Source organism: Granulicella mallensis, assembly GCF_014203225.1.
GTDB classification, from domain to species: domain Bacteria; phylum Acidobacteriota; class Terriglobia; order Terriglobales; family Acidobacteriaceae; genus Granulicella; species Granulicella mallensis_A.
Genome location: NZ_JACHIO010000013.1, coordinates 122,012 through 140,012, shown reverse-complemented (window position 1 = coordinate 140,012; position 18,001 = coordinate 122,012). Strand labels below are relative to the sequence as shown.

Annotated in this window: 14 protein-coding genes; 7 read left to right on the top strand and 7 right to left on the bottom strand. The window is 56.3% G+C overall.

Annotated elements, in window-relative coordinates:
* Positions 1–12: 12 nt before the first annotated feature.
* The 3 genes from HDF15_RS15840 to HDF15_RS15830 all read right to left on the bottom strand — a co-directional run bounded on the left by HDF15_RS15840 (position 13) and on the right by HDF15_RS15830 (position 3,000).
* On the bottom strand, positions 13–1,596 hold the full coding sequence (locus tag HDF15_RS15840) for a ParB/RepB/Spo0J family partition protein (protein WP_184257230.1): 1,584 nt from the start codon (positions 1,594–1,596) through the stop codon (positions 13–15).
* 82 nt (positions 1,597–1,678) lie between these two features.
* Entirely contained in the window at positions 1,679–2,092 is a 414-nt protein-coding gene (locus HDF15_RS15835) for a DUF6908 domain-containing protein (RefSeq protein ID WP_184257228.1), read from the bottom strand.
* Positions 2,089–3,000 carry an ArdC family protein gene (locus tag HDF15_RS15830; protein ID WP_184257226.1) on the bottom strand — a complete coding sequence of 304 codons (912 nt, stop codon included), beginning with the start codon at positions 2,998–3,000 and terminating at the stop codon, positions 2,089–2,091. The genes HDF15_RS15835 and HDF15_RS15830 overlap by 4 nt, the downstream gene beginning before the upstream one ends.
* 408 nt (positions 3,001–3,408) lie before the next feature.
* Here HDF15_RS15830 and HDF15_RS15825 point away from each other — a divergent pair, with 408 nt between their 5' ends.
* The 3 genes from HDF15_RS15825 to HDF15_RS15815 are packed head-to-tail and all read left to right on the top strand — an operon-like array spanning position 3,409 to position 7,279.
* Entirely contained in the window at positions 3,409–4,932 is a 1,524-nt protein-coding gene (locus HDF15_RS15825; RefSeq protein ID WP_184257224.1) for a toll/interleukin-1 receptor domain-containing protein, read from the top strand.
* Positions 4,933–4,963: 31 nt separating this feature from the next.
* The gene (locus HDF15_RS15820) at positions 4,964–6,436 is read left to right on the top strand and encodes a hypothetical protein (RefSeq protein ID WP_184257222.1); all 1,473 of its coding nucleotides are present in this window, start codon (positions 4,964–4,966) and stop codon (positions 6,434–6,436) included.
* A gap of 36 nt (positions 6,437–6,472) precedes the next feature.
* Entirely contained in the window at positions 6,473–7,279 is an 807-nt protein-coding gene (locus HDF15_RS15815; RefSeq protein ID WP_184257221.1) for an RES family NAD+ phosphorylase, read from the top strand.
* An 88-nt stretch (positions 7,280–7,367) separates the two neighbouring features.
* On the opposite strand, the gene HDF15_RS15810 is transcribed toward HDF15_RS15815, so the two are convergent.
* From HDF15_RS15810 to ligD, 3 genes are read right to left on the bottom strand one after another with little or no spacing between them, the layout of a single operon-like run.
* A complete protein-coding gene (locus HDF15_RS15810) occupies positions 7,368–8,465 on the bottom strand; it encodes a restriction endonuclease (protein ID WP_184257219.1) in 1,098 nt (365 codons plus the stop codon).
* A gap of 35 nt (positions 8,466–8,500) precedes the next feature.
* Positions 8,501–9,460, bottom strand: coding sequence for an SOS response-associated peptidase family protein (locus HDF15_RS15805; protein WP_184257217.1), 960 nt, complete (start codon positions 9,458–9,460; stop codon positions 8,501–8,503).
* Between the two features lie 54 nt (positions 9,461–9,514).
* Positions 9,515–10,486, bottom strand: coding sequence for a non-homologous end-joining DNA ligase (gene ligD, locus HDF15_RS15800; RefSeq protein WP_184257215.1), 972 nt, complete (start codon positions 10,484–10,486; stop codon positions 9,515–9,517).
* Positions 10,487–10,755: 269 nt separating this feature from the next.
* Between ligD and HDF15_RS15795 the strand changes: the two genes are divergently transcribed.
* From HDF15_RS15795 to HDF15_RS15780, 4 genes are read left to right on the top strand one after another with little or no spacing between them, the layout of a single operon-like run.
* The gene (locus tag HDF15_RS15795) at positions 10,756–11,787 is read left to right on the top strand and encodes a recombinase RecA (RefSeq protein WP_184257213.1); all 1,032 of its coding nucleotides are present in this window, start codon (positions 10,756–10,758) and stop codon (positions 11,785–11,787) included.
* On the top strand, positions 11,784–13,295 hold the full coding sequence (locus tag HDF15_RS15790) for a DNA polymerase Y family protein (protein WP_184257211.1): 1,512 nt from the start codon (positions 11,784–11,786) through the stop codon (positions 13,293–13,295). Before HDF15_RS15795 ends, HDF15_RS15790 begins: the two co-directional genes overlap by 4 nt.
* Complete coding sequence (locus HDF15_RS15785) at positions 13,288–16,515, top strand: DNA polymerase III subunit alpha (RefSeq protein WP_184257209.1); 3,228 nt, start codon at positions 13,288–13,290, stop codon at positions 16,513–16,515. The genes HDF15_RS15790 and HDF15_RS15785 overlap by 8 nt, the downstream gene beginning before the upstream one ends.
* Positions 16,502–16,795, top strand: a complete 294-nt coding sequence (locus HDF15_RS15780; RefSeq protein ID WP_184257208.1) for a hypothetical protein — start codon at positions 16,502–16,504, stop codon at positions 16,793–16,795. The genes HDF15_RS15785 and HDF15_RS15780 overlap by 14 nt, the downstream gene beginning before the upstream one ends.
* Before the next feature lie 98 nt (positions 16,796–16,893).
* Here the strand turns inward: HDF15_RS15780 and HDF15_RS15775 are convergent, their stop codons facing one another.
* Complete coding sequence (locus HDF15_RS15775; RefSeq protein ID WP_184257206.1) at positions 16,894–17,946, bottom strand: TOPRIM nucleotidyl transferase/hydrolase domain-containing protein; 1,053 nt, start codon at positions 17,944–17,946, stop codon at positions 16,894–16,896.
* Between the last annotated feature and the right edge of the window lie 55 nt (positions 17,947–18,001).

Sequence of the window (18,001 nt, the reverse complement as noted above, 5' to 3'; positions counted from 1 at the left end):
GAAGATGGAGCGCTAGGCCGCTTTCTTGGCTTTGGCGACGTGCTTAGGTTCTTTCTTAGCTTTTTCCTTGGCCGCGAACTCCTGCTTCACTTTCTGACCGATTGCATCGGTGTCCACCTTGTAAAGCGTGGCCGCATCCTTGAGCACACTGGTTCCGTTATGACGGGAAGCTGCGTGCAGTATCGTAGGCTCCACCATGAGCCGAGACAGCGTGCCTACATCGGCGCGGCGCATAAACGCTAGCAGCGTCTTTGCGATACCTCCCTCGTCCCGCTTCTGACGGATGCCGTGCTGACGCGCCAACGTTTCGATACGTGACTCATCCAAGACGCTGACCAGTTTCTCCAGAACGAAGATGAGATCACGCTTGAGCAAGCGCACTGGAACGGCGGCGGCAATGGCTGAGAGGACACGAAGCCCGGTTGCGTTTGCGATGGCTTGGTCATGCCGCTGCTTTTCCTGTTCGGCCTTCCAATGCGCATCATCGCGGTTGCTGGTTTGCTTGGGATGATGCACCGGGCAAGTCGAGTTCGCGCATACCTTATGGATGGTGCCGACATCGCTTCCCTCCATGATGATGGCTTCGGTGGGGAACTTGCATTCTTTGAACTCGGGCCGCTTGGCGTCGTCCTTCGACTTCGGGCGGTCATCCCGAATGGCGGTGTACTTGTTGCGCGGGAGGACAGGGCTGCCTTCCTGCTGCACCCCATAGGCGGTGCTGATCTGTACCAGCTCCGGTTTCGCGGCGATGGTTTTCGCTACGTGCGCGTCTACCTTGGCCTGATAGCAGGTCGGGTTGGTGCATTGGTCGCCCTGCTTGCCAAGGTCATCCCCAAACAGCAGCTTGTTGTGGCCTGTCCGTTTGGGGCAATCGGCACAACTGCCAGCCGTCGGCACAAGCTGCGCGTCCCGCTTATTGAAGGGCGCATCCTTGAGGATGAGCAGGACGTTGGTCGCAATCCAGAATTGGAGATTGCGGACGGGCAGGAGAATCTTCGCTGGCTTGTCTCCGTTGGCGTAGACCTCTTTGAAGCAAGCCTTGAGCGCTTGTTCCTGCTGATCACCTGGCAGCTTCGCCAGCAGCAGCGCATGACCTACCCCGATGCTATCGGCATAGAACGCCTCGACCGCTGCGGGTGCAAGGTCGCTTAGCTTGAGACGCTGCGCAACAAAGGCGGGAGTCTTTCCAACTTTGGCGGCGATCTGTTCGACGCTGTACTTGGGGTCTTCCAAGTCCAGCAATGCGCGGAAACCCTGCGCTTCTTCCATCGGGTGGATTTCAGAGCGAATCAGGTTTTCCACTAATTGTGCCTCCAGTGCGGCGGCATCGGACAGATTGACGATGCGGACGGGCACGGTGGATTGTTCCGCGATCTGCGCGGCGCGGTAACGCCGTGCTCCTGCGATGATCTCGAAGCCGTTCTCCGTGAGAGGGCGAACGAGCAAGGGCGAGAGAACGCCCTGGCTGCGGATAGACTCGGCGAGTTCCTTGAGGGCGGTTTCCTCAAAGGTGCGGCGCGGGTTGGTCTTCGACTCGCTCAGGACGGCAAGCGTAACGTTGCGATACTCGGTGGCATTGATGACTTGGGTTTGCATGATGAGAGGCTCCTTTCGAGCGGTTGGGGGCTGAGGTCGCAGAGCGGCACGGGTCGGGCTGTTCCGCTCCAAGATGAGCGGACTAGCCGACGATGCACTTGTCCGTAAAGACTTCGGCGAAGCCCTGCCGACGAAGGTTGTTGTCCCACGTCCTCGCAAAGCGTTCGTGTTGCGCGTGAAGCTGCGTGTGATAGCAGTAGTTGCCATCGCGGATGAAGCGGCTCCACTGCTCAATACCTGTGTAGTCGTTGCGCCAATAGAACGAGTTCAGGTGTGCGCCTCCAGCGAAACCAAGCTCGAAGCACATCTCCGGGTCACGCATCAGGTCGCCGTTCTTTTCGCCATAGTGCGCGATGGAAAGCGAAGGAAGTCCACACGGGCCGGACTCGTCGGTCGCCTCAATGACAAGCTCCGTATAGGGCGGGTTTTCAATCTTGAGGTAGAGGTTGGGTCGCCAACCTCCGGCCTCCTTCAAGATGGCAAGTACGGTCTTCATGCCGCCACCTCTTCCGGCAGTGCGTCGGCAGCGGGCGCGCTGTCCTCGGCCTTCATCGGCGGCTCTAGGGCGGCAAGAATGACATTGGTGGTTTGCTGGATGACTTCCAAGCTCTCGGCCAAAAGCGAAGCATTGCCCTGATAAAGCTGGATGTAATCTGCGGAAGCGGTTCCGTTGATCAAGCCGATGGCTTTTCCAACAACGAAAGCCACGGCCTCGGCCTCCAACTCACGAATGGTCTTAGTGGTCGCCGTGCGGCGTTCGGCCTTGTGCATCATCTCGTGCGCGGTTTCATGCACGAGAGTTGAAAACTCTTCGGCCTTCGATTGACCGCTGAGGATGGCAATGCGTCCGCCGTAGCTCTTGCCGAGCGCACCCTGCAAGTCGTCGCGGTAGATAAGCTGGATGCCCTGCTCTTTGAGGAACGCGGCCAAACGCTCAATGTTCTCGCCGGGCTCTCCCCGAACCTCGTGCATGGTGGGCAAGTCCACGCCGTTGGTCTGTGAGACATCGAAGACATACGCGTTACGGAATCCAAGCAAAACCCGCTCGTTCTGTTTCGTGATGTCCTTTTCGGCGTCCTTGTCCTTCTTCCGGCGAACGCCGACCATGGGAGCAAGAATGCGAATGCCCTTGGCGCCTGCGTTGACGCTCCGCCCCATGTTCTTCCATGTCCAGAACCCTGCAACGCGGGTAGCGGTGGGCATCTGCCGTGCGATCTCCAGCACATTCCCAAAGCTGTAATTGTGGAAGCGGCTCATGGCCGTGAGGTAGTTGGTGAGGGCGTCGGACTTTCCCGCTTCCAACTGCTCAATTAAGAGCTTGATGTTGGCGGTGATGAGTTCCTGTTTGGTGAGGGGCTTTTTGCTGTCGATGGCGGTGACGTTGGCGGTGGTGTTGCTGCTCATGGTGTCTTCTCCTTGGTGTTTGGCTGTTGCACGTCCGCGTTGAAACGCGGCATGTACATGCCGAACGCCACCTGGCGAAGGCGGGGGTAGCAAGGCGCAAGGGGAGGGGTATCTCCCACCCTTGGAGCGGAGGCGAAGCTGGAGCGGAAAGGGCGAAGCGCAGCGGAGGTCTGCACAAGCGAAGCGCGGAAGACTGCGGGAAACCCCTTGCGCCGCGCGATCGGGGCAGAGCCCCTTAGCGAGGCTTGGCTTCCTTATCGCGTGCGGAACGCACGCCAACTTTCGGGGGCGGCGTTGCGGGCAGGAACGGGCCCGCTGTGGTGGGTGGCGGAAGACGCGGAGCGGCTGGAGACAGGCGAGGAGTGAAACTCCTCCCTCAGAAAAAACCGGTCTTTTAGGAAAGGGTTCTTGCGAAACCCACGTAACCAGAAGGAGACGCTATTTCACGAAGCACCTTTCTGTAGCCAGATATCAACAGGGGATGCTTTAGCCTTTATTCATGAGGGATTTCTGATGGCGAATGGCGCATCGACGGACACGCGACGGAGGATGTTGTTCTTGAGCCATGCGACTCCGGAAGACAACGGTTTCGCTCGTTGGCTTGCGCTACAGTTGGCGAACGAAGGCTATCCGGTTTGGTGCGATCTCACAAAATTGCTTGGTGGAGAGGACTTCTGGAAGGACATCCAAGAAGCAATCCGTGAAGACTCCATTCGTTTCCTGTTCGTTCTCTCCCGAAGTTCCAACACAAAAGATGGAACATTGCAGGAGCTCGCCTGTGCCAAAGGCGTGGCTTCCAAGCTCAAGAATCAGATCCGAGACTTCATCATCGCCCTCAAGATTGATGATCTACCCTACTCGGATGTCGATATCGAGATACAGCGTCTCAACCATGTCTCTTTCAATTCGTCGTGGGCCACCGGCTTACACCAGCTACTGAAAAAGCTGGAGGAGGACGGCGTTCCGAAGAATCCGAACTTCAGTCCCCAAGCCGTCTCGACGTGGTGGCGCTCACAGGCGGAATTCAGCGCTGAGCACGGTGTCACAGAAGAGCCGGAGATGGAGATTTCAAACTGGTATCGAATAGCCTCTCTCCCAAAAACACTCTGGTGCCACAACATTTCCCGCAGAACATCGGGAAAATTGGACTTCGATGTCTCTGGCCTCCCTTGGCCAGCGGTCAAGGCGACAGACCTGAGCTTCGTCACCTTCGCACCAGCCGATGAAGTGGCCGATTTTTTGGATGGCAGTATTTATATCCAGTCTTCGATCGAGCTTCCAGCCGCTGACATCGCAAAAAAAGGACATCCTCTGTCTCGCGCATTGGTAAGCCTATTGCGCCAGGGCTGGGATAAGGCGGCTGAGGGCAGGTTTTCTGTGCAAAGGATGTCCCCCCAACCAAACCGGTATTACTTGCAAAAGGGCGCCAATGAACGAATTTTCTATGAAGGCGTGAATGGCAAGCGCATGTACCGGGATGTTGTCGGTTACGCAACGAAGCGTGGCATACTTCGTTACTGGCACTACGCCATTAGCGGCAAGCCAGAGATGTTGCCATACCCCCATGTCGTCATACGCGGCCATGTCTTATTCTCCGATTCTGGAGCGGCTCTATGGACCGACGCTGAGAAGTCGGCGAAAGCGCGTCGGAACCAGTGCAAGGGATGGTGGAATGACGAATGGCGAGATCGCATGCTGGCGGCCATGTCGCTGCTCAAATCAGAAGGCGGTTCGATAGCCCTCCCAATGTCAGTCAACGAGAGTGTTTTGCTGGAAGCGCAGCCAGACACTTTTGAGTCTCCGGTCTCCTACGATGGGGAGAAAGCCGTCGATGGAGAGCTGGATGATTATTTCGAGGGTGACGACGACGAGGAAGAAGACGAGGAAACGGAGGGCACGGATCTTGAAGAACCGACTGTTACGAATTCCTGAGCCGTTACTCCTATTTCGACATGACCAAGGGATGGAAGATCCGCGGGATGGACTCACCTTGTTTGGTCCGCTCGATTCGGCCGCACCGCTTGGATTGCGCGCAGGCGTGGTTGGAACCGCGGCTGGAATTGCGTTGTTTGAAGGATGGGTAAATGCCATTCGACATCCGATCAAGACGAAGAAGCCCATGCCGTCCCGACCACCGTTCGCTGGGTTCGAGAGCGTCTTCCGTATTCCTTGGGAATCGAAGGCTTTGCAAACAGCAGTGATCGAGCCCGAGCATTTGCGTCAGGTGCTCTATCAGGATGACCGACATCAACGGGTCTATCAGACGGTTGAGCTGTTCGTTCAGGCAATCCTCAGCGTTCATCGAGAAGAAGAGGCAAAGCCCGATATCTGGTTCGTGGTCATCCCGGACGAAGTGAAGAAGTATTGCCGACCTCTCGCTGTTGTCGAAGCTAATCTGCGTCATGAAGCCCGTCGAGAGTTTGCATCGAGCCTTAAAGACAATACGCGGATCGCACGAAGGCTGCAGACCAGTCCATCGCTGTTTGCGGAGCAGAACCAGGCAGCAGAGCCGTATTCGTACAAGGAGCATTTTCGAAACCAGTTGAAGGCAAGGTTGCTAACGGACAAGATTGCGACACAGGTGATTCGCGAGAGCACTATTGCCAGCGTTGGACCGCAGGGACCCACGGCTCGGGAACAAGGCAGCGAGCTTATGCAGTCGCAGATTGCGTGGAACGTGAGCACCACAGCGTTTTACAAGCTCGGCGGTCGGCCTTGGAAGGTTCAGGGTATCCGCGAAGGCGTCGCGTATCTGGGTCTTGTCTTCAAGCGGAATGTGAGCTCTGGAACTGCGAATGCGGCAGCGTGCGGCGCACAGATGTTTTTGGATTCTGGAGATGGACTAGTTTTCAAGGGTGCGGATGGACATTGGTTTAACAATGAGACATCTGAGTTCCATCTGAGCCGAACCGCAGCGAAGGATTTGGTCGCAAAGGCGGTCAAGAGTTACGCGGCAAAACATAACGACCAGCCTCCCAAAGAACTCTTTATCCACGGTCAGACGCGATTCAACTGGGATGAATGGATGGGATTCCAAGACGCGGTATCGCCGACGACGAACGTAGTCGGAGTCAGAATCCAGGACGAAGGCTCATTCAAGCTCTACACCCCGAAAGACAGTCCAGTCCTCCGGGGGATGGCCTACATTGTCGATGAGACTCACGCTTATCTATGGACAAAGGGTTGGACGCCGCGCCTCCGGACTTACCCCGGCATGGAGGTTCCGAAGCCGGTAAACATAGAGATTTGCAGAGGAAGCGCTGATATCGAAGTAGTGCTGTCTGACGTACTGGCGTTGACTAAATTGAACTACAACACCTGCCGATTTGGCGACGGAAGGCCAATCACTCTCAAATTTGCGGACGCGGTTGGCGAGGTGCTGGTGACTCGGCCTGTAGCAGATCTCCCTCCACTGCCTTTCATGTATTACATCTAGCCAGTTTTGACTTTACCGAAGACGAGAGAATGAAAGATGCCATTCGAGTCCGCAGAAGCGTTTCGACATTTTGTGGCGAGCGTCAAGCATGATCGTCGTTACATCTACAGCACTGAAGTGACCGCGTTTCTTGACGCCGTTGAAGAAACGGCCCAGTCACGAATCAAGACGATCCCTAAGGGAATACATCTCTGGCGAGCACAACTTGGTGTTAACACGCGACTACAGGATCAGGGGCAACCCGAAGAGATGGAGGTCGATATCCCTCTTATGGACGCAAGGATGAAGCCACTTCCAGCGCTGGTTGGAGATGGCAGAGCGAATCCTAGAGGAGTCGCGTACCTCTACCTCGCCGATACGACCACGACTGCCGCTTCAGAACTGCGCCCGTGGCTAGGAGCACTCATTTCCATGTCTCAATTCCACGTCAACCGCGAACTCCGGATTGTTGATTGCACCTCGGACAAGAAAAAGTGGATGAAAGGATTTGACCCAATGCTAGAGCGCATCATTCCCTGGTCGCCTGAGGATTATGAGGCGGTTGTATGGGGCGATATTGGAGAGGCCATGTCTCGGCCATACAGTCCAGAAGAGAGCAGTTTGAACTACGTACCAACGCAAATCATCGCAGAACGTTTGCGTCATGGGGGCGTCGATGGAATGGCATATAACAGCCTGTTAGCAAAGGGGGGGCACAATTTTGTTCTTTTCGAGATCAAGGATGCCGATCCCGTGAACTTTACGCTCTATGAGGCGGACCAAGTCGCGTACACCATTACTCAACGGGATAACACCTACTTTAACCGTCGTAAGCCAGCCAGATCTGACGCCGACGATGTTTAACCGCATCGATGAAAGGTGCTCCGCTTGTCTGTGAGAGGCTGGGTCAAGCTTTCACAAAGAAAGATTTGCGTTGTTAGTCGGGTTCTTTTTATGTCGTTTCGAAGAGAACTTCAGGGGAAACCGGCTCGGTGAGAATTGAGCCATATTGCCGTTCCCAGAGCTTTATCCAACGGAAAAGTTGACTGGTTCCACGTAAGTAAAGCTTGTCGGCGGCAAGCGTGACTTCTTGTTCGAGCAGCCTTGGACCGAATCCGCTCGATGAAAGCAAGATCGCTCCATCTGCATCTTCGCTCCGCCGAATGGCTAAAAGACGAAGCGCCCAGCGCATCGTGACCTTTTCACCAGCGACCCAGTGCTTGCATTCGATTAGGAATCGAGAGCGGTTGCCATAGCTATCTACGTGCGTCGCCACAATGTCCTTTCCCCCGTCCTTCCTCATTGGAGTCAGTTCCACGTCTTTGAGTCCCAAGTCGGATAGCAGCGTAGCTACAAGTCTCTCGAAATCATGATCATCGATTACGTTGAGAAGATGTGGATGCTTGACCAGCCTACCGAGCAAGCGTCTTGCAAAGCTCATCACCTCGACCAGAACAACCGTCGCGGTGTCCGATACCTCCTCTTTGCCGCCTGCTTGCATACGCAACGCAACAGTGTCCCAAGACCATAGATGGACAGGAATCCCGATGTCGTCCTGAATGTTTTGCGCCATGGTGCTAGCATTGCGAGTGATCGGCCCTCGACCCGCGATGACGTAGGCAACTTTGACTGGCAACGGAATAGAGTTTGAAGTCGGCTGTAAATTACGCTGAAGCTGCTCAACAGCCGAGATCATGGATGGCTCGACTGGAGACGAGGGATGTTTAATTTCCACGGCTCCAAGTCCCAAGTGGTCCTTGAGAACGAACACAACGTCAAGGCCATCCTTGGTCTTTGCTTGGGGCCGGACGATCTGGGGATTGGGCGCGCATTCCGGAAAAATCGCCTGACAAACGTCTTCGAGAAACTTGATAAGAGCAGTCTCGGTGGCTCTTGAGCTTAGAAGAGTAGTGAGGCGTTCGCCCTCGGCGGCGAGATGTGACGATCTAGCACTATCGCCGAGCTGGCCAGTCTCGATGCGTACCTTTTGCCCATTCGGCAATGTAGCTCGGAAATAGCGGACCGTATCAGTTGTCAGTTGATTTATCAAAGGAATCTCAAACGAATGTGGAGGGCCGGGCTGAACTAAGCGGCGATCTGGTGAACATAGTATGGCAGTTCTTTATCAGAAAGAATGTGCTGAAGTCGCTCCTCGCTTAACTCGCGCGGTGAAAGCCATTCGGAGAGGTACTGTTCCTGGATTGTGATGATGGTGCGCTGATGTCCTGTCGCAGCGACCTCGGGTGTCGGGTCATCGGTGATTGCAGCAAACGAATCGAGACTGGGCTTACCCGGCTGCGTCCAGTGATCCCATAAGCACGCGACCAGCATGTCTCGCTCGGGCCTTGGATCGAACTCAAGAACAAGATTCTTTTCCTTTTCGTCGGGTGCGAGCTCACGGTGCTGGTACAGGTGCTCGGGGACGTTCTCGTAGAAGCCGCTGATGACCAGGACAGCATGGCTACGTCCGTAGACGGCACGCCAGTATTCATCCAGGCTGTCTCTGCGTGCGTTGTAGATGCCGGGAAACCGCTTCTCTATGTCGGCGGGCTTTCCCGAAAGGCGACACGTATAACGCATCGGCTTGATAATGATGCGGTTCTCTTCCGCGATCAGGACGGGAGCGAAGCTCAGCGGGAAGATACGGGCATCCTCGCTGTTGGATTCCGTCCGACGAAGGTCGGCAAGGCGATCGAGATACTCTTGCGCCTTCTTTGTGCCGATCCGGATATCTTCGCGAGCCTTCTTGGTCTCCCGCTTCGCGAGCGCTTCTTCAGCCTCGGCGACACGGCGACGCTGTGCGAAGATTTCCTTCTCCCACTCGTCGCGTTTCGCTTTGAGGTATCGACCGATGTATGCGGCGGTGCGACGCTCGGTATCTGTTTCCGGGTGCTGGAAGTTGCGCTGGAGGTCACGCGACGCGCGAATATCCTCTCCTTCCGCTCGCCGCCGATACAGCTCCTCGAACGCTGCCCAATCGACCTCGGCCTCATAGCGACGGGAGAGGTGTTTGAGATTCTGCCGGACTCGGGCTGAGAAGCACATGGACCTCTATTCTAGGCTTTTGCGGGTATTTTCTGCGATTCTGAGGCCGCTCCGTTAGGTCTCCCGGACGACCTTGCGAGGATCTTTGTCGTCGCGTAGAGCGACGAACTTTGTGTGCCGCAGATGGTCGGCGCCTGTCCATTCGAGGAAGTCGATCCGGGCGACAGCTTCCGGGCGAAGCCAGATGCATTCTTTCATCTTGTCGGCAGTCAGACCCTGCCCCCAGCGGCCAGCCTGCTTTTCAGGCAGGTTTGCGAAAGGACATTTCGTTGTCGTGAGGTCTTTGATCTTTGCGAAGACTTCTCTGCGTGTGGCGGGGACGAAGCCGGCGCGAACACGCGCCGCGTAGCGAAGCTCTTTATCTACGTAAAGGCCGACGATAAGCGCATCGAGACCATGCGTTCCTGGTGTGTAACCACCGACGACGAACTCCTGACCGAGATTGATCCGGTGCTTCGACCAGACTCCCGTTCTCATGCCGGGCTGGTACACACCATCGCTGCGCTTGGCTACGATTCCTTCCAAACCGTGGGAACGGACGAAGCTGAGCATCTGGGACGCTGTTTGGTCGGAAACCTCCGACAACGCGAGATGTTCAGAGGGCTTGATGACGGATTGTAGGATTCTGCGGCGTTCGGACAGCGGGAGCAAGGTAAGGTCTTTGCCTTTGTAGACGAGGACGTCAAAGGCGTAGTAAGTGATGTGGGATTCGGCAGAGCGAAAGTTCTGAAGCAGATTGAAGTTCGGGCGGCCGTCTGGCCCCATTGCAACCAACTCCCCGTCGATCACGGTATCTTCCGGCAAAGAGTTGAGAGCGGAAACGATGTAGGGAAACTTCTGATTCAGGACATTCCTGCGACGTGAATACAGCGTCGTTTCACCACCGGCCCGGACAGCTTCCAGCCGGTAGCCATCGAGCTTGAGTTCGTAGGTCCACTCTGGGCCCTCCGGCAGCTTGGTCACGGGGAGGCAATCCATCGTGTCAATGAACTCTGCCTTCCGACGAGATATGGCTTTCTTCACCATCTGCTTGTCCGGCTCAAAAAACTCGTCATTACGGAAACCTCTTCAGGCCGTCTGATGCTGTCGGACGGATGGTAAAAGGCACCTTTCGGCATAACATCGCTGGCGCTAACTTCAGTCTTGGAGTTTAGCGGCTGGCATACGGAAGGCTCACGAAAAGAATTCGAGTTTTAGTTTCAACAAGATAGCTCACATCTGCACCGTAAAGAGTGCGCCACCGTTTGACACGACCAGAGCAGGATAGGCGAAGATAAGGCGAATAGACCTTCACTATGGCATCCTCCTCCACAATTCGTTTCCAAGTCGAGTCGGCCCTTGCGCACCGGTTCCCCTCTGCGCTGACGCCCCCCGCACGCATGGTGCGCCCGGTAGTCCCGACGGGAATCGGCCCTTTGGACGAACTTGTTCAAGGGGGGTTCCCGGTTGGAGCGATGACCGAACTGGTCGGAGACGTGTGCTCAGGGCGAATGTCTCTCGCTCTCTCGTTCCTGTCACAAGTGACGGCAGCGGAAAAGGTGTGTGCGTGGATCGATGCCTCAAACACCTTCAACCCGGCAGCGGCATCCGCAGCGGGAGTTGATCTCCGGCGTCTTCTATGGGTGCGCTGCGGTGTGAGCGAGACGGTATCTGAACAGGAGACGCGGAAGTTTACCCTTCCCCCGGAATGCTTCACTCCGAAACCCGTGCTGAAAGGGCTTCACGGCGGAGGCCACGGAACGCATCCGCGTAATGAGGTCAAAGGTCTTTCCGCAGCCGTAGGCAAGTTCCTCAGTGACGAGACGGTAAGGGCTCGGTGCGCGGAGCCTTTTTCGAAGCCCCGACCGACGCCACAGACGTTCGAGCCAAACCTAAGACCCTCGTCGACCAGTGTCCGCACACCCAGGCGCGGACGAACTTATGACGCAGTCGAGCAAGCGCTGCGCTGCGCAGACCTTCTCATCCAAACTGGTGGCTTCAGCGCGATCATTCTCGACTTTGGAGAGATTGCAAGCGAGGTCGTTTCTCGCATCGACCTGTCTACCTGGCACCGATATCGCGTGGCTGCGGAACAGACGCAAGCGAGCATCGTTCTGCTTTCGCAATATGCCTGCGCGAAAAGCAGCTCGGAACTGCAACTACGCCTATCGCCTTTGGAAGACACCAACGAGGAGCGAACGGTCTTTACCGGACTGAGTGCTCACGTTGAAGTTATGCGCCAGCGTTTCACGCAAACGCCCAGTAACGTCGTGCCGATGCGAAAGCCTCCGCAAAGGGCACAAGACGCCCGTTGGACGCATCGTGCCAGTTGGGTAGGCCCGCGATGACTCGTCCACCGGAGCTCTACGCCTGCGTCTACGTCCGGGAACTCCCCGCACAAGCCCTACTCCGCCTTCGACCCGAACTGCACGACAAGCCGTGTGTCGTGTTGGAAGGCGAGCCACCGTCGGAGTCAGTGTGCGCGATGAACACGCGAGCCCGACTTCACGGTCTCCGTCATGGAATGACAAAAGTGGAGGTCGAAACCTTTGAGAACGTGATGGTGCTGCAGCGTTCCCCAAAGATAGAAGCGGCTGTTCGCACGATTCTCTTGGAATGCGCGGGCGCTTTCTCCCCTCGCATCGAAGATCGAAGCATAAACGGGCTTTTTGTGTGTGTCCTGGATGCAGCTGGGACAGAAGGCCTGTTTGGACCGCCGTTGATGCTGGCGAAGCACATCCGGCAACGTCTCCGTTCCGTGGGCATCGTAGGCTCGGTCACAATTAGCGCCAACTTGCATACCGCAGTATGTCTAGCCAGGGGGCTGAGTGGTGGTGTACCGGTGCGTGTCGTGCCGCGCGGTGAAGAGGCGAAGACTCTCGCGCCGTTGCCGGTGACGGTCTTGGGTATCACCGAAGCTCAGGATGAGACCTTCCGTACCTGGGGCATTCGATCGGTGGCGGCGGTAGCGGCACTGCCGGAACGATCACTCATCTCTCGCCTCGGGCAAGATGCGAAGCGGCTTCTACAGCTGGCGCACGGCAAGCATCCGCATCTGCTGCAGCCGATCGACGTGCCCTTTGTCCTCGAAGAGCAAGCGGAGCTTGATTCGCCGCTTGATGATCTGGAGTCTTTACTGTTCGGACTCTCGACGATGCTGGAACAACTCATCGTTCGGGCGCGCTCGCGCGTTCTCGCCTTGGCATCGGTCACGATCACGCTTCGACTCGATGGCGGAAGCTCGCACGAACGCACTGTGAATCCCCGTGTGCCGACGAACGAGAAAAAGCTGTGGCTTAAGCTATTGCAACTCGATCTCGAAGGCCATCCGCCGAATGCTTCGATTCTAGGAGTTCATCTTCATGCGGAGCCTGGCGCAACGAGCAAAGTACAACTCGGCCTTTTCTCTCCCCAGCTCCCTGAAGCGGGAAGGCTGGACGTGACGCTGGCAAAGATCACAGCGATTGTCGGTGAAGGCAACGTCGGTATGGCGGTGCTCGACGACACACGACGTTTCGGTGATTTTCATATCGAGCCTTTCTCGATCACCACGGCAGAGCCTCCTTCCGCCGCTACAGCATCCCCCATGTGCCTCCGTCTTCTTCGACCCGCGGAGCGAACGAGAGTTGAGATTCATCGAGGCCAACCCTGCGAGGTCCACTTTCGCTCACGCCGTTACACCGTCGAACGGGTCTATGGCCCATGGCTCAAGGGAGGAGATTGGTGGAACGAGTCGATCTGGGGCAACGAGCAGTGGGACGTTATCGGTAAAGCGGTGGATAGTTCGTTGCTGGTCTGTCGTCTATCGCATGACTTCATCTTGAAAGACTGGAGGGTGGCGGGACTCTATGACTGAGAGCTATATCGAACTCCACGCCAACAGCGCTTTCTCGTTTCTGGAGGGCGGTTCGCAGCCGGAAGGCCTTGCGGAACGTGCCTTCGCGCTTGGAATGCCAGCAATCGCGATGATGGATCGTAACGGGTTTTACGGCTCGGCACGGTTTCATAAGATTGCATCTGAAAACGGGATTAAGGCGCACGTCGGAGCAGAGGTTTCTGTTACCGGCCTGGGCAATCGCATCACGCCTCCCGTGTGGTTGCCACATCAGCACCTTGCCGAACCAACACGTCTCCCTCTGCTTTGCGAAACTCGCGAAGGCTACCAAAATCTCTGCCAACTGATTACGCGTTTCAAGATGCGTGAGACGACAAAGCAGGAAGGGGCCGCAAAGCTCGGCGACCTCGAAGAGTACAGTCGTGGCCTGGTCTGCCTGACCGGTGGCGAGGAAGGGCCTCTTGCTGCCGCGCTCATGAGCGGCGGTGAAATCGCTGGCCGTACGTCGGTGGAAAGACTCGTGCGGATTTTTGGACAGAACAATGTCTACGTGGAAGTCCAGCGTCACCGTGAGAGAACGCAGGAGTGGAGAAATCAAGCGGCATTGCGGATCGCGGAATCGCTGCACTTGCCGGTCCTCGCGACCAATGGTGTTCGCTACGCGACGCGATACGACCGCGAGATTGCCGACCTCTTCACGGTCATACGCAATCACACGCGACTTGATCGTGCGGGACGCCTGCTCGCCCTCAATAACCAAAGGCATCTGCGCTCCGCCGACAAGATGGTGCCGCTGTTCCGCGATATTCTGGGGGCCGTCGAAAACACGGTCGAGCTCTCATCGCGTCTGGGGTTCCAGCTCTCGGACCTCGGCTATGAGTTCCCACGCTACCCGGTGCCTGACGGCGAGACGATGGATTCGTTTCTCGCGAAGCGTGTGGCCGAAGGCGTCACCCGGCGGTATGGGCCGAAAAGGGACGCTGGCCTTCTCGAACGCGCGAAGAAACAAGTCGCTCATGAACTCAAGCTGATTGAGAAGCTCGGGTTCGCCGGATATTTCCTCATCGTCTGGGACATCGTCGAATACTGCAAGAAGTACGGCATATTGATTCAGGGTCGCGGGAGCGCGGCAAATTCCGCCGTCTGTTATGCGCTCGAAATCACCGCGATTGATCCGGTCGGCATGGAACTTCTGTTCGAGCGCTTTCTCTCCGAAAGCCGAGGCGAATGGCCGGACATTGATCTTGACCTGCCTTCTGAAGAGAAGCGCGAGCAAGCCATCCAGTACGTCTATGAGCGTTACGGGCAACTTGGGGCGGCGATGACGGCGAACGTCATCACGTATCGTGGCAAGTCCGCAGCACGTGATGTTGGCAAAGCCCTGGGCTTCGATCCTGAGTCGCTGCAGCGGCTATCAGGCCTGGTTGCGAACTACGAGTGGAAAGGGCCGAACGATACGATGGCGCGTTCGTTTCAGAATGCCGGCTTCGACGTACAGCATCCGCGCATTGCAAAGTATCTCGAACTCTGTATGCGAATACAGGACTTTCCAAGGCACCTCGGACAGCACTCGGGCGGTATGGTGATCTGCCAAGGGCAGCTCGACAAAGTCGTCCCTCTGGAGCGGGCGTCGATGCCGGGTCGAACCGTTGTGCAGTGGGATAAAGAGGACTGCGCAAACCTGGGCATCATCAAGGTAGATCTTCTGGGGCTTGGCATGATGGCTGTGCTCAAGGACTGCCTCACGCTCGTCCCTGAACACTACGGTGAAACTCTCGATCTCGCGCAATTGCCGGAAGATGAAGGGGTCTATCGAACGCTGCAACTTGCCGACACCATCGGCATGTTTCAAGTGGAAAGCCAGGCGCAAAAATCATCCTTACCCAAGAATCGCCCAGAAAAGTTTTATGATCTCGTCGTGCAGGTCGCCATCATTCGGCCAGGGCCGATCGTTGGCAAGATGATGCACCCCTACATGCGTCGTCGCCAGAAGAAGGAAGAGGTGACCTATCCTCACCCTTCCCTGGAATCAACACTCAAACGGACATTAGGTGTCCCGCTGTTTCAAGAACAACTGCTGCGGATGGCGATGGTGGTCGCTAACTTCTCAGGATCGGAAGCAGAAGAGCTTCGCCGTGCGGTGGGTATGCGGCGGTCCTGGGAACGCATGAAAAACCTCGAAGGACGGTTGCGTGCTGGCATGACGTCAAACGGTCTGGATGCTGCGACGCAAGAGACGATCATTCAGAACATCAGCTCGTTTGCGCTTTACGGATTCCCAGAAAGTCATGCTGCCAGCTTTGCTTTGATCGCGTATGCCTCGGCCTATATCAAGGTCAAATATCTCGCGGCGTTTACGTGCGCCATATTAAATAACCAGCCGATGGGCTTCTACAGTCCCTCGGTTCTCATTGAAGATGCGCGTCGGCATGGATTACGCGTGAAGCCTATCGACATACAAGTGTCCGATTGGCCTTGCACGGTTGAGCACGAAGACGACCAGTCGTTATCGCTTCGTCTCGGACTCGGCTACGTGAGAGGGCTACGTGGTCAGTGTGCCGAAGCGATTGTCAGAAGCCGTGTGCTCAACCGGTATGCATCGGTAGATGATCTCGTGCTGCGCGTGCCGCAACTCAACCGAAAGGAACTGGCGCTCCTCGCGAATATCGGCGCACTCAACACGCTCGATGGTGTGCAACACCGTCGCGATGCCCTGTGGCAGGTCGAACGTGCGGGAAAGCCGGAAGGACCGTTGCTCATGCAGCAGAGCCAATGGCTTAGTGAGGAACCAGGCGAATCTCCATTGGCGGCAATGACTCCAGAAGAGCGGCTGGTCGCGGACTACGCCGTCAGCAGTGTCACTACTGGCCCGCACCCCATGTGGTTCCGAAGGCAGGAGTTGCATCGCAAGGGTTACCTACGGGCGGCTGACCTCGCAAACTGTGCCGACGGTGCGTGGGTAAAAACAGCAGGGCTGGCCTTCGTGAAGCAACGTCCAGGTACAGCATCGGGCGTCGTCTTCATTGGTGTAGCGGACGAGACGGGCGAATTTAGAATCTTTGTCGCGCCCGATTTCTTTGAGCAGAATCGTCGAGTGATTCAGCAGGCTAAGTTCATTGGAGTGGAAGGACCGATTCAGAAAGAAGGGCCGATCATTCACGTGATGGCGCGTTCAATCTATGAACTATCGGTAGAAAGCCCCGCTGGCTGTCTGAAGGTGGAGTCACATGACTTTCACTAAACCGGGCGGTCAAGTCGGTGGTTATCGGAATGAAGTCGATCAGCAGAAGCTCGGGCCTGCGTTGGTGATCACGGCTGGACTCATTCTTGGAATGCGGACGATCCGGTGGGAAGCGACACACAGCGATGGACTAGCCGGTGAGGAATGGGAGAAGGAGGTCGAGCATAGTGCGCGTGTTGCGAAGAGAATGCTTACATTCCTCACCACTCGATATCCAGACCTATTTCAGTGCAAGAAAGTTCCTTGGTACGTGGCTACGGACGAGGATTCACCTAAATAGACACGTCTTATGCAAAGTCGCGGGCTCGATCGAGGCTGTTACGAAGCCCCTTGGCGGGCAGTTCAAGTATTGCATTCCGTGCCCGCTATCTAGCCCGTTCAGCGCCCGAGGATTGCGTCGTAAAAGCGAGCGAATTGCACGTCTCGTGTCCTCAGTTCTTCGATATCAAGCTGTTGGGCGACCTCGCGGGAATGCTCAAGTCGATACCGACTGCCCGCGCGGCGTAACGTCACCATGTCGAGCCCGAGCCACGTTTCTATCGTGGGATTTGGGATCGCTGACACCCAATCCGCGAATTCCAATCCATTGGCGAGCATGGTTGCGGTGCCGACTGGATCGTTGTCACCGTCCGTCACGATCAATAACTTCGATTCGGAATGGAAGGTATTCCAAAGCGCGTTCGCTACCCGTGGGATGGTCACCTTTCCCATTGCTGTCAGAATCTTGATCGAGCGGGGAGATTCAGCTCGTGCGAGAATGCGCTCTGCGAAGGTTGAGATGATGACGCGGTCAGAATCTCCTTCGCAGACGATGAGAAGGTCGGCGCTTGCGGGTGCTGCGGGCTGACTTTCGACCACGCTGCCCGTGACACGGTCAAAGTGCAGAGCGTCAATTTCGACGACCCGCGTTTGTGTGGCTGTGACGAGTTCGCCTTCGAGCGGGAAATAGATCGCGCCTTCTTCCGCAGCTTTGCGGAGCTTGAGCTTTAGCACTTTCTTAATGCCGAAGCCACGCGAGATTGCAGCATCCACATCTTTGCTATCAAGCAAGATCACATTGAGCCCCTTGCCTAGAGTCAGCGCGTCAATAGCGTCCTCAGCGTACCCCGACATGGAGATGAAAATGCCGAGCGTACCGGCGAGCTTGCCATCGACCTTGCCCTTGAACTGATAGAGGGTCGAGGCGGGTAAAGGTTCGGCGTGCCACTTGGCTTCCAAAAGATAGACTCGACCGTCGAGATAGATTGAGCCGTCGATCTGTTCTCCTTCAGGCCTGTAGCCTCCGCGTGGATCAAGATCGTCGAGAGTAAAAAGCTTCTTCAATAGTCGTTCGAACGCAAAGCCACGTTTCCGCTTCGCTGCGGCGCTCGCATCGGCCGGCAGATTCACAAGAGTTTCGTATTCTGTTTTCAGTTCGAAGAGGCTGGGCATTAATTCCTGACTAGAAACGTCTCTATCTGGAATTATCGGCCTGAATGGACGCCAA